General features: G+C 45.1%; 9 protein-coding genes. 3 read left to right on the top strand and 6 right to left on the bottom strand.

Annotated elements, in window-relative coordinates:
• Window positions 1-8: 8 nt before the first annotated feature.
• Genes arcC through fdrA form a run of 4 tightly spaced genes read right to left on the bottom strand, consistent with a single transcriptional unit; the run spans window position 9 to window position 6,023 of the window.
• A complete protein-coding gene (arcC, locus tag IGJ01_RS12220; protein ID WP_008379201.1) occupies window positions 9-941 on the bottom strand; it encodes a carbamate kinase in 933 nt (310 codons plus the stop codon).
• Complete coding sequence (locus IGJ01_RS12225; protein WP_008379204.1) at window positions 938-2,188, bottom strand: MFS transporter; 1,251 nt, start codon at window positions 2,186-2,188, stop codon at window positions 938-940. Before IGJ01_RS12225 ends, arcC begins: the two co-directional genes overlap by 4 nt.
• A gap of 15 nt (window positions 2,189-2,203) precedes the next feature.
• Window positions 2,204-3,025 carry a DUF2877 domain-containing protein gene (locus IGJ01_RS12230; RefSeq protein WP_420658023.1) on the bottom strand — a complete coding sequence of 274 codons (822 nt, stop codon included), beginning with the start codon at window positions 3,023-3,025 and terminating at the stop codon, window positions 2,204-2,206.
• Window positions 3,015-6,023 (bottom strand): DUF1116 domain-containing protein, encoded by a 3,009-nt coding sequence (fdrA, locus tag IGJ01_RS12235; RefSeq protein WP_016613690.1) that lies wholly within the window; start codon window positions 6,021-6,023, stop codon window positions 3,015-3,017. The genes IGJ01_RS12230 and fdrA overlap by 11 nt, the downstream gene beginning before the upstream one ends.
• A gap of 116 nt (window positions 6,024-6,139) precedes the next feature.
• Here fdrA and IGJ01_RS12240 point away from each other — a divergent pair, with 116 nt between their 5' ends.
• The 3 genes from IGJ01_RS12240 to IGJ01_RS12250 all read left to right on the top strand — a co-directional run bounded on the left by IGJ01_RS12240 (window position 6,140) and on the right by IGJ01_RS12250 (window position 9,861).
• Window positions 6,140-7,717 (top strand): PucR family transcriptional regulator, encoded by a 1,578-nt coding sequence (locus IGJ01_RS12240; RefSeq protein WP_430601121.1) that lies wholly within the window; start codon window positions 6,140-6,142, stop codon window positions 7,715-7,717.
• Entirely contained in the window at window positions 7,714-8,511 is a 798-nt protein-coding gene (locus IGJ01_RS12245) for an alpha/beta hydrolase (protein WP_086316442.1), read from the top strand. Before IGJ01_RS12240 ends, IGJ01_RS12245 begins: the two co-directional genes overlap by 4 nt.
• A 204-nt stretch (window positions 8,512-8,715) precedes the next feature.
• Window positions 8,716-9,861 (top strand): cation:proton antiporter, encoded by a 1,146-nt coding sequence (locus tag IGJ01_RS12250; RefSeq protein WP_429969722.1) that lies wholly within the window; start codon window positions 8,716-8,718, stop codon window positions 9,859-9,861.
• A gap of 156 nt (window positions 9,862-10,017) precedes the next feature.
• Here the strand turns inward: IGJ01_RS12250 and abc-f are convergent, their stop codons facing one another.
• Entirely contained in the window at window positions 10,018-11,487 is a 1,470-nt protein-coding gene (gene abc-f / locus IGJ01_RS12255) for a ribosomal protection-like ABC-F family protein (protein WP_430601122.1), read from the bottom strand.
• A 361-nt stretch (window positions 11,488-11,848) separates the two neighbouring features.
• Window positions 11,849-13,117 carry a dicarboxylate/amino acid:cation symporter gene (locus IGJ01_RS12260; RefSeq protein ID WP_194188768.1) on the bottom strand — a complete coding sequence of 423 codons (1,269 nt, stop codon included), beginning with the start codon at window positions 13,115-13,117 and terminating at the stop codon, window positions 11,849-11,851.
• Window position 13,118 lies beyond the last annotated feature (1 nt).

Genomic DNA, 13,118 nt, shown 5'->3' on the forward strand with positions numbered 1-13,118 from the left:
TCCCCTCTTTATTTTCGAAGTATGGTTCCTGTATGCTGATCTAGTTCAGCTAACTTTTCGATTGAGGTAATAATCGCGGTTCTGGCTGCATCTTCTTCAACAAAATCAATCGCAGCTTCTATTTTTGGCAACATACTTCCCGCTGCAAAATGGCCTTCCTCGATGTAGCCCTTGGCTTGTGCCACACTGATTTCCCCTAAGGCTTGCTGATTCGGCTGATTGTAATTGATGTAGATATTGTCGACACCAGTCAAAATGATTAGGCGATCGGCCTGCACGTCTTTTGCTAAGACACTGGCGGTAAAGTCCTTGTCGTTGACGGCTTCCACGCCAGTAAACCCATTGTCGTTGCGAACGACAGGTACGCCACCGCCACCGGCGCAAATCGTGATCACACCAGCATCGACCAATGTTTTGATGGCTTCTTTTTCAACGATTTCTTGCGGTTTCGGGGATGGAACCACTTTCCGGTAACCACGCCCAGCATCTTCTTGATATACCCCGCCATTGGCTGCCATCGCAGCATTGGCTTCCTCTTCACTATAAAAAGGTCCGACTGGTTTGGAAGGTTTCTCAAAGGATGGATCTGCTGGATCGACACGAACTTGGGTGACTAATGAGATCACCGATGGATGTGCTTGTCGTGTGGCAAACTCATTGATCAAGGCATTTTGCAGCCAATAACCGATACTTCCTTGGGTCATTGCCACGCAGCTGTCTAATTTCAATTGGGGATTTTTTTCACTTTCCCCTGCTTTTTGCTGCAACAGTAAGTTGCCGACTTGTGGTCCATTGCCGTGACAAACAATGACTTTTTCCCCTTTTTCGACAAAATCGGCAATATAACGTGCTGCTTGCGCAACAACTGCTTTTTGTCCTTCATCACTAGGGTCTTTATCTAAAATAGCATTGCCGCCTAACGCGATCACATTCAAACTCATTTTATGCTCTCCTTCTGATTTTCCTTTGCTAATACGGCAAAAACACCTAATCCGATCAGCAGTAATAGACAAGACAGGTAAAACCCGACCTGCATCGATCCTAAAGAATCGGCTAAAAAGCCAGTAACATAAGGTGCTAAGATCGACCCCGACATCCCGATAAAGTTATAGGCACTCAAGGTCGTTCCTAAGGCGCCTTTTGGTGCGTTTTTCGTCACAAAGGTCACGACGATTGGATCAAGCGCCAGCTTGCCAGTCAATCCATACAAAATCAAAACAGTGATCAATAAGGTACGATCCGTTACAAAGGCAATGGCAAATACGGAAAGGGTCGCCAATGGGACCAATAAATAGACTAATTTTTTCGTCGCGCCAGTTTTATCATTCAATCGAGCAAAAATCAACGCACCTGGAATCGATGCCCATGGGACTAAGGAAGCAATAAAGCCGACACTCGCCCCTTCAAAGCCACGCTCGGCAATCAAGAATTGCGGCAGCCAAGTTATAATCACAAAGTTTGCATAAATGCTGGTAAAGCATAGAACAAAGGCTGCCACGAGATTGCGGTTTGAAAAAATCTGCTTCAAGGAAATCTTTTCTTTTGGCCCCTCTTCTTTTATTTCTTGTCCTTCATCTTCTGGACGAATCACTTTTTCTTTCAAAACAAAATAGAACAAGACACCGACAATCAAGGTCGGAAACGCCATTAGGAAGAAGGGTTGGCTCCAATGGCCCCCGTTATCCAAGACCAATTTACTAGAAAGCAAGTACCCGCCAGACGTTCCAAACGCCATCCCACTGTTGATAATGGCATTTCCGACGGTCCGTTTGTTGTCGGGAATCGCTTCGGTAGACAATGCGTATTGCGGACCGTAATAGGCACCTTGACCAATCCCTGCAATGGCACGAATCACTAAGAACAAAACGAAGCTTGTGGCTAGCCCACTGAAGTAAGTAGTCACCGCCAATAAAACAAAACCTAGGGCGATCACCAATTTGCGACCGATTTTGTCGCCGATGATGCCAAAAGGAATTTGCGCAACGGCATATGTCAAAAAGAAAATACTATTGGCAAGTCCTAGTTGTGTGTTGCTTAAATTGAATTCTTCTCCGATCACACCCATGATTGGATTGAAGATCGTCCGTGTGGCGTACATTAAAATCCAGCCGACAAAGAAAATAGCAACGACTTTTTTCCAGTAAGAATTGCTTACTTTGACCGCATCTTTCTGGTTACTGATTTCCATGATTTCTCCCCATTTCTATTCTTTTTCCTCAAGTGACAATGACTCCAACGCTAACAACAACCCAAAACTAAGATCTTTGCCTGACGAATGACCAACGGACATCAACTGCTGCACATCTTTTTCAATCACTTGTGGGTTTTGCTTTTTTAAGTCTTTGAATAATTGCAGCATCAGAGAATTGACATACCCTTGACTGGCACTTTGAATATAAGCAAGGCTGACATCCGTCGTAGACAGCGGTTTTGCCAATGCTTGCGCTAACGCGTCAGCTTCCGGCTGTTGCAAGGCATAGAGCATCGCTTGATAGGCAACTAAAAGATCATCGCCGCTAGGTGTCAATCCTTTGCCGCGGCCAATCAGGTGAGCAATGATTGGTTCCCAATCTGAGACAGGCTGCCGCAATGCCGCAAACACTGCTTGGGTTTTCTCATCTTCTGGCAACCCAATCTTGGTTTCTAGTTCTTGCTGAAGCAGTATTTCTTTCAAAAGCTGCAATTCCGCAGAGGTGAAGGATAACTCCTTCACCTGCAGCGAAACCAATTCTTTCTCCTCTAATGAAAGAGAAAATGTTCCTTTTGTGCTGTAAAAGGTCAGACCATGCTCTCGGACTTGCACGCGATTGCCGACTTCGATCAAAGGCAAGACTTGTTCAAACAATGCATCGGGTAAAAAGACCCCGAAGCCAGTCAAATAGTTGCGATAGTTGTTGATATTGACCAGCTGCTGCCCGATCATCACATTGAATGAACGATCAAACACGCTATGCACCCGACCGGTACGACCGAATCGTTGCAGTGGGTCTAGATAATCACTGATTTTGATTTTCTCAGTCAACATCGATCCCCAGATCCTTCGCATAAGCCGTCAAGGCATTTTCAAAACAGCCTAACGGTGCACGCACCGTGCCTGCGCCGACTTGACCGACACCTGCTTCTTTATGGGCGATCCCAGTATTAATGATTGGGGTGATGCCTGTTTCAACGACTTTACGGATGTCGATCCCCAAACAAGTCCCTTGGAAGTCCCATGTTGGGATCGAGAAGGTCGGATTATGACCGAAACAGATTTTTGCCATTTCGTTGGAAGTTTCCAGCGCATCCTCAAAGCCCCCAGCGCCGACAAAGCGTGTTACCCCTGGTGCGGCTACCATCGCCATTGCTCCGACGCCGACGGTTTCAGTAATGGCACTGTCTCCAATATCAGGATTGCCATCTGCTTCGGTAAACCCAGTAAAGTACAAACCTTTCGGCGTATTGACTGGTGCAGTATGCCATTGGTCTTCTGTTTGAGCGACACGAACCCCAAAGTTAACACCGTTTCTCGTCATGGTGGTCACGATCGTTCCTTTGGCATCGACACGAGCACCATCAACGATGGCTTTGCCAGTTGCCATCATGATATTCAAGAAGAACTGATCGGTATCTGCTAAGAACTTGATCACTTCATATTTTTGCTTTTCATCGATCTCTGTTTGGATGATCAACGGCGCGATTTCTTTCAAAAAGTTCAATGATGCTGCAATATTTCGTTGATGGAATTCATCCCCCATTGTGATCGACCGGGCAATCAATACGTTCAAGTTGATGCCTTCTTCGGTTAATTGTAATGCCTTGGCAATGGTTGGTCCTAAGACGTCTTTGATCCAATCCAAACGATCGATGACTTCTTGTGAATAAGCACCGAATCGCAAGACTTTACCGATCCCTTCGTTCAAAATACAGTAGGCTTTGTTGCCGACAAGGCGGTTTTCAACCACAAAGACAGGCATATTCCCTGAAGTGATCCCGCCCATTGGACCGACTGCCTGGACATGGTGACATGGCATAAAGCGGACTTCCCCACTTTCGAGTAGGCGGCGGGCTTCGTCTTCATCCTTCGCCCAGCGTTCAAACAAGGCAGCGCCGATACAAGATCCTTGCATCGGTCCCGTCATTTCCGACCATTGGATCGGTGGTCCTGCATGCAGCAAGGTTTTCTGGCTTTCGTTTAATTCAGCGATCACTGATTTAGCTGGAACGACATCGATCAAGAATGGTTGGGCATTTTTGATTTTATCCGTCACTGCTTGGTTTTCAGCTGTGATTTTTTCGTCAAATTCTTCTAACGCGTCTAAAATACGGATCATTTTCTTGTTGCCGTTAGCACGAGGACGCCAGTTGAATTGTTCTGTTTTCCCGCCATATTGCAGGATCGATTCATTGAAGCTTTGCAAGCCAACATTGATGATCCGTGGTTTGGTGGTCAACAGCTCCATTACTTTCTCGCTGACTGTCGGCACCTCAACCTTGCTACCAGTATAGTCATTGACTGTTTTGTCTGCTTCAGAAAGAGTCGCCCCTTTTAAAGCTAGGGCTAATTGCACTGCTTGAGCATTGCTCGGTGCCACATAGACGCCAGCTGCTTTCAAACGGTTGACTGCTTCTTGGTAGTTTTGCGGATCTTTTTCAGTTCCGCAGACGGTAGCAACAAAGTACAACGCGCGATCAGCTGCTTGGGCTGTTTGCTGTGCAGCTTCGATAGCTGGTAACAAAGCTCCTACCATATCTGTATGCGCGCCGTAACCTAGCACCACATCAAATAAAATGACCCCGGTTTGCTCATCTTGCGCATAGTCTTCGATTTTTTTGATGCGCACTTCAGGATCGATCATTGGATGCGGTTTGCCTTGGGTATAGATATCATCACCAAGGTCGATCACATCATAGCCGTGGGAATGCAAGATATAGCCTTCTTGTTTTACAAGGCCTTCTAGATTCAAGGCTTCGGAGATCAGCATTCCTGCTTCGGCAGCTAATGTACCGCCAGAATAAAGACCTTTGACCACTTTGTCTTCAGCGAGTTTGGGCACATCTGGGGATTTCACGCGTTCAAAATAGTTCGCTTTGACGGGTTCTTCATTGGCAAGATCAACAGCGATACGCGCTGTTTCTTCCAGCGTATGTGCCAAATAGACTTTTCCTTCATGGGCTTCTGGTTTTTCTCCTAAGAAAATCGCTACCACAGGTTTGCTGATACTTTGCAGCAATTGAACGACTTCATCCCGCACTTCTTTTGCAGGTGGTTTCGAGATCACGCAAATCACATCTGTCGGTTCATGATTTTCTAAAGCAACGATGGCATCTTTGACAGTGATCGCCCCAACTTTGTCGCTTAAGTCACGTCCGCCGGTCCCGATGGCATGAACGACACCACCGCCTAATCGGTCAATGATCGTCGTCACTTCTTGAATCCCCGTACCAGAGGCACCAACGACGCCGATGTTTCCTGGTGCCACGACATTCGTGAAGGCAATCGGAATGCTAGAAATAATACCAGTCCCACAGTCAGGCCCCATCATCAATAAGCCTTTTTCATGAGCCAGCTTTTTCAAACGCACTTCATCTTCGATAGCGACATTGTCCGTAAACGAGAAAACATGCAAGTCATTTTTTAGCGCTTTTTCCATCTCGGCTGCGCCATATTCCCCAGGAATACTAAATAATGCAACATTGGCATCTGGCATTGCGCTCAAGGCTTCTTGCCATGAAGCCGCCGCTGGCGTTTCTTTGCCTTGATCTTTTGCTGAAAGATCAGCTAAAAATGAATCGATCGCTGGCATTACTTGATCCATGATCTGTTCGTTTTGGCTATCGACCACGATCATCATATCGTTGGGTGAAGCACCTTCTGCCTCTTTAGAAAGCAATCCAGTGTTATTTAATATGTCTTTGTTTGCATCCGTCCCCATCATGATTTGACTCATTTCGACATCGCCTAGATCATTGATCGTATTCGTCAGCAGCATTAAGTTAATGGAATCTTGGTAGTTATTCTTTAAGATTACTGTGTGCAGCATTTGTTCTCCTCCTTTTCTTATACTCTCATTCTAACGAGCCTTGTTTGCGTTTTCATTGGATAAAGTTCTAAAAAAATGCTATACTTTTTATCCAAAAGAGAAAAAAGGAGCATTTTATGAAATTAAAAGAATTGGTTGAACTGCCGCTTTTTGAAAAAAGTAAAGTCCTGACTGGCTCCATTGGTTTAACAAATTCCGTTGGTTCCGTTATGGTGTTGGAAGCGATGGATATCGAAAAATGGAGCAAAGCCCATCAATTGATTTTGACTTCTTTTTATGCCTTCAAAGACCAATCGCCTGAGGAACTGCGTGTTTTTTTTGAAAAAATGCAGCAAATCGGTGTCAGCGGTTTAGTGATCAAAGTGGATCGCTTGATCCCTATGATTCCAGATTGGGTGATTGAGCTTAGCTTTGCTTATCAGATCCCTTTAATCAAAGTACAGCAAGAAGTCAGCTATGAAGCCATCATGCTAGCGGTTTACGAACCATTGCTGAATCACCAAACCCAGCTGCTGCGTACCTATTACGAAGTTCGCCAGCGCTTCATGAAAGTCGAGCGCAACCACTCTTCTTTCGATCAGATCATGCAAGAGTTCTATCAATTGATCGAAAAGCCTTGTTCTTTGCGCATCCCCCATTTAGATGTGCATGTGTCCGTCGGTCAATCCTTTAAGAATTTCGTGGTGACCAAACAAGAACCCATGAAAACCGTCGAGTTTACCAAGAACCACTACGAATATTTGGAATTATTTTCTCATGAGAACAATCAATATGTGACTGCCATCAAAGTAGAGATCATCAATCCTTACAATGATTTATGTACCTTGATCGTTTATCAGAAAGATTCGCAGATCCCTGAGGCAAAAGTCATGATTATTGAAAATGTGATCGACGTCATCTATGAACGCCTCCAAATGGCGTATTTGTTGAAGAAAGAGCGCTACAATCGCATGAACAATCTTGCCGATGCGATCTTGCAAAACACTCCTAGCAATTTGGCTGAGCTGGATCTTTTGTTAGAAGAAGCGCAACTGGATCGCTACGATTTCTACCAAGGCATCGCCTTTGCTTCCAACAGCTTTAAAGATAAGGAGCGTAAGTCCGTCGTTTTGCACAAGCTACGGGCGTTGAAAACACCCCACGTCTTTTTTGAACACCACAATTATTTGGTGATCCTCTATAATTTCCAATCGATCGCCCATCAGGTGACGAAACAGATGCTGCAGACATATTTTGATGATGCCCTGCTAGCCGATGAACATGGCTGCTTGGTGGTCAGCGAAGTCTTGCGCAAGGAACAGATCAAAGAGATCCTGCCAGAGTGTTTGGATGCGATCCGCTTCAATCGGCAGTTTTATTTGGCGCCGATCATTGCCTATAGCGACTTAGGTATCTTTAGTTCCTTTATGAAGGAGAACCAACTGGAAAAGCTGCAGCAAAGCATTCCCCCGAAGCTGTATCAACTCTCGGAAGAAAATGAAGAGCTGTTCAAAACGCTGTATACCTTTTTTATCACGAATCGCAATTACAAAAATACGGCTGAAACCTTGTTTCTTCATGCCAAAACGATTCGTTATCGGCTAAGCAAAATCGAACAGCTACTAGAGATCGATCTGACAAGTCCGATCCAATTAGTCAATTACGAGATCGGCACCTATTTATTAGAGCTTCAGAAAAGGAGTCAAGCAAAATGAAAAAAGAATGGCAATTGACCACCGGTGCTTCCGTGACCCTCTATCCTGCTTCGGAGAAATACCTGATTTATTTTCACGGCGGCGGTTTTGTTTATGGAACCCGCCAAGACATTCCCGCATCACTGATCACACTATTTCAAGCGCAGCAATACAGCGTCCTCACAGTCGATTATTTACTGGCGCCCAATTCCTCGTTAGCGGAGATTTTGGCGCTGAACTGGCAAAATTTTCAAGAATTGCAAGCAACTGTGCTTAAAGATAACCCGTTTTGTTTCTGCGGACGCTCAGCTGGCGGTTATTTGATGCTGGCGCTTACCCAGCAATTACTGAAGGAACAACAGAGATTGCCTGAAAAACTGGTCAATTTTTATGGGTATACCGATCTTTCTTTTATTGAAAACAAACGAGTCTTGCAGCAGCCGCTCTTAAGCAAAGAGCAAGTCCCTTCTTTGGATCAAACCGAGATCGTTTGGGATGATCCGCAGTTTCAGCGCTATTTGCCTTATGTTTATTGGGTTCAACAGCAAGAACTCACCACGATCTATGGTCTAACAGCTGAAGCTCTTTCTGACTATGCCATTGATCCTGAGCTGCTTGCTCAATTTCCTCCAATTTTCAGCAGTGCCAGCAGTACCGATGAGGAAGTTCCTTTTCGTTACAGCAAAGGCTTGAAGAAAGTGCCTAAAAGCAAATTTGTCCCTGTCTATGATTTGCCCCACGACTTTTTGAAAAACGTCGAGGAACCGCAAGTCCAAATGGTGTTTCAGCAGCTCGCCCGTTGGCTCAAACAATAATTTGATACAAGTAAAGTGAAAATAATGTTTTTTTATTTCGACGAGTTCACAGAAAAACTCTGATTGCCTTCGCTTCCCCCTTATCTCAAAAAACGTGTGGTTTAATGAAACTCTTTTAATAAAAAAAGGCTTGATACAGGCTCAATTCAAGAGAGAATGCTATACTAAAGGGGAGTATGTTATAGGAAAGAAGGATGATGTTTTATGCATTTTGTCGGGATTTTGTGTTTGATCCTAATCACGACGACCCTCTTCTCGCATCTGGCGAGACGGATGGGCGTTCCTGCTGTTATCGGGCAGTTGTTAGCGGGGGTTTTATTAGGAGGCGCAGGACTCAATTGGGTCCATCCAGATATTCTGGTTCATGATTTTTCAGAGATTGGTGTTATTTTGCTGATGTTTTTAGCGGGATTGGAAAGTGATATTTCTTTATTGAAACGCTATTTTCGTCCAGGGATGCTCGTTGCCCTTTTGGGGATCGTGTTCCCTATGCTCTTCGGGTATGCCATGGGGGTCGGTTTTCAAAGCAGTCCCACAGAAGCGTTCTTTTTCGGGATCGTATTAGCTGCCACCTCAGTCAGTATTTCTGTCGAAGTATTGAAAGAGTTGAATGTGGTGAATACGAAAGAAGGGTCGACGATTCTTGGTGCTTCCGTCGTGGATGATATTTTGGTCGTGTTGGTTTTGAGTCTTAGCCTTTCCTTTTTAGGCGGCGAAAGCAGCCAAGCAACACCACTGCCGGTCACCTTATTGGTAGAGTTGATTTATTTTGTGTTGATTTTTCTATTAGTGAAATGGATTGCTCCGTTCTTATTGGCACTTGCAGAAAAGCTATTTGCAAATTCCGCGGTGATCATCATGTCACTGATCATCTGCTTAGGAATGGCGTATCTTGCTGACCTCGTTGGGTTAAGCTCGGTCATTGGTGCCTTCTTCGCAGGGATCGCTGTCAGTCAAACGAAGGTTCGTGAGGAAGTGGAACACAGTGTCGAAGCATTAGGTTACGCCGTCTTCATTCCGGTGTTCTTTGTCAGCGTTGGCTTAGAAGTTGATTTTTCCCGCTTAAATGAGCAATTATTCTTTATTCTTGCCTTTACCGTGGTCGCGATCATGACCAAATTGGTCGGCGGCTATGTCGGGGCGAAAATCGCGAAATTCTCAAACAACAGTGCTTGGATGGTGGGAGCTGGAATGATTTCCCGAGGTGAAATGGCATTGATCATTTTACAGATTGGTCAACAAAACCAATTGATTTCGTCCGCATTGTATTCCCCTTTGGTGATCGTTGTCTTGTTGAGTACCTTGATCTCTCCCCTGATCTTAAAATACTTTACGAAAAAGATTTATTAAGCGATGTAGCAACAGCTAGGCGATACCGATGATTGCGAAAAAAACAGCGCGGGTTTTGTAGTGACCGCTCAACGGCCGATTGTTGATCGAACGTTGGGCGGTCGCTTCCTTTCCCGCGCTGTTTTTCTCTATACAGGTATAAAAGCGACTATGCTGCTAGTTACTAGAAACCAATGTTAATTTCCCATGATCGATTAGATACACGTCATCCGCGACGGCATCGATAAACGCTTGATCGTGAGATGTGAACAAAACGATGCCTCGATAGCTGCGAATCAATTGTTCCAAGACGGTGATTGTCGGTAGATCAATAAAGTTCGTCGGTTCATCAAGTATCAAGACATTGGCAGATTGAGTAAAGATGCGTGCGAGCTCGACCCGTGTCGCTTCCCCGCCGCTTAGCACATTGACTGGCTTCATCACGTCAATCTGGCTAAATCCCAGATTGTGTAAAATACTGCGGACCAGTGGTTCCTGATAGTCTGTTTGAGCCATCAATTCCGTCAAAAGCGGTGTGGTGCTGTTTTTTCGATAGCCCATTTGCTCGTAGACCGCAAAGACGATTTTCGGTGATACATAGATTCCCTCTCCGCCTGCGATGATTTCTTTTAGTAAAGTCGACTTTCCCGAACCGTTCGGACCCACGATAGCGATTTTCTTCCCGGCAGCAAACTGGAAACTGCTGCTGTCTAGCAAACGTTTCGCCCCTCTTTGAATGGTTACTTGCTCCCCACGAATCGGTCGTTTATTATGCAGCTCCACTGCAGGGACTACTGGAAAACGAATCGCCTGCTGCCGGGCGACACCCTTCACTTCTTCCAAGTGATCCAAGCGGCTTTCCATGGCTTTGACTGTTTTTTGCAATGACTTTTGCACCGTGTCTTTTTGTTTTGATGACGACAAACGGTCTGGTCGGATGTTCTGCTGCCGCTTTTTTTCAGAAATGCGACTGCTCTTGATCGCTTGTTCTTTTTTCTTTTGGATCGCTTGGGTCAACTGCTGTTTTTGTTGCTGATACTGCGCAGCCTCCCAGGCAACACGCTGTGCCGCTTGCTCTTTTTGCTGTCGGTAACTGTCATAATTACCAGAATACTCGGTGACTTTTCCTTGATCGACTTCCCAGATTTTCGTTGCCAGCTGATTCAATAGATACCGATCATGACTGACCACGATCAGGGTGCCATAATAATACTGCAGTTCATCAATCAAGACTTGAATTCCTTGCTGGTCCAAGTGGGTCGTTGGCTCATCGAGCAAAAGTCCTAACTGATAGGAAGATAACGTTTGTGCCAACCGGTATTTGGTCTCCTCCCCGCCGCTTAGTGTCGCCAATTCATTTGTTGGGATCGAAAAACGACCGAACAGCGCCCAGTCAAGGGCCTCCGTCTTTTCAGTCACCTCAGCGATTTGCGGGAAATAGTGAAACGAATTTTCTTTTTGGATCGTTCCTGAATCAGGATCGACCACTCCCGCAATCAACTTCAGCAAGGTAGACTTGCCTTGCCCGTTTGCGCCCACGATCCCGATACGATCCGTTTGATAGGCACTCAGTTCTTCAATGTTCAGTACTTCTTTGGCCCCATAATTTTTGATTAGATTGTTTATTTTTACACTTAATTGTTCCATCAGTCTGTCCTTCCCGTCTAGGAAAACGCAAGCACAAAAAAAAAGGGCATAGCCTACCGCTATACCCTGATTTTAATAAGAAATTGGAAAAAAGAGGACACTCATCCCTTGAAATCACGATTGCCTAGACTTTTGAAATAGATTTAAGTTAGCTATTCAAAAGGTCAATCCACAATTTCATCGATGCTGTCATGTTTTTTCCTCCTCTTTTTGTCGTAGTTGTCTGTTGAATGACAAGCGGAAAATCAGCCGCTACTGTTTACCGTTTACGGTATTTCAGGAAGCTTCTTTAGTCTATCAACGAATCAATCGTAGCACGTTTTCAAAAAAGAGTAAAGTTTCATCACAAGAATGATTGGTCTTATACGCCATCGGTGATTTTTTCTGCTAATTTGACCTGGGCTTTTTCACCATTGAAGATTGCACGATCCAGTTCTCCTTCATCATGAGCAACGATCAACGCCACCGTGACGTCAGGGTCAACATTCAAGAGGGTCCGAAACATCCCAGAAAACCAATCGATCCCTGCCAGTAAGGCGATGCTTTCATTAGGTAGTCCTAACATAGGTAAAACCGTAGCCAGTGTGACTAATCCGCCGCCTGGAACGACGATCGTTCCCAAGCATGCCAACGAGGACAACAAGACCACTTGCAAAAGATCCCCCCAGCTCAATTGGATCTGGTACGCCTGAGCAACGGTTACGATTGCCAGGGCTAAAAATAAGGAGAGCCCATTGCTATTTAAGGTCATGCCTAAAGGCATCACGAGCTTATTGATTCGATCACTGATCCCAAATCGTTCTTTGCCATCTTCGATTTGAAACGGCAATGAAACAGCAGAAGAGGTGGTCGTAAAGGAAACCACCGATAGACGCCACATATTCTTTATCAAACGAAACAAGGAAACTTTGCAATAGAGCGACGTCAAGAGAAACCAAAGAAACAAAAAGAGCAAAGATGCCGCTGCTAACGTCAATAAAAAACTGGCTAACATTCCCAACACACGAATGCCGGTATCTTCTACCAAGGAAGCAACAAGGCCGAAAATCCCGATCGGCGCCAACTTCATGATCATGCTGACCATTTTTAACAAAATATGATTAAAACTACCGATCATATCTAGAAACAGCTGATTCTTTTTTTCATGCTTGATTAAGCTCAAGGCAAGGCCAAAGAAGAGCGAAAAAATAATCACTTGGATCATATTCTGCTCCACCATGGCTTGAATAATGTTCAGTGGAACAAAGTTCAAGATGACTTCTTCTATGCTGCTGGTACTTAATGCAGTTTCTGTACTTTGCAGCAGCGACTGATCAAGGCCTGCGCCGGGCTTGAGGATCAAGGCGAACAAGAGACCGAAAATAGCGGCGACGAGGGTCGAACCGGTAAACCAGAGGAAGACTTTCCCGCCGATCCCACCTAATTCTTTTGGATCAAGTCCCCCCACCGCTTCAATCACCGAGCCCATGACCAACACGACCACAGACATTTGAATCAGTCGCAAGAAGAAGTCCCCGACTAGCTGCATTTGATCACCTAAACCGGGAAAGGAAACGCCCCAAAAAATCCCCAATACCGTTGCAATCATGATTTGGCTGGTCAAACTGATTTTTAAGGATCGTTTTTTCATC

This window comes from Enterococcus sp. AZ089, from assembly GCF_050547225.1.
Lineage (GTDB): Bacteria > Bacillota > Bacilli > Lactobacillales > Enterococcaceae > Enterococcus_D > Enterococcus_D entomosocium.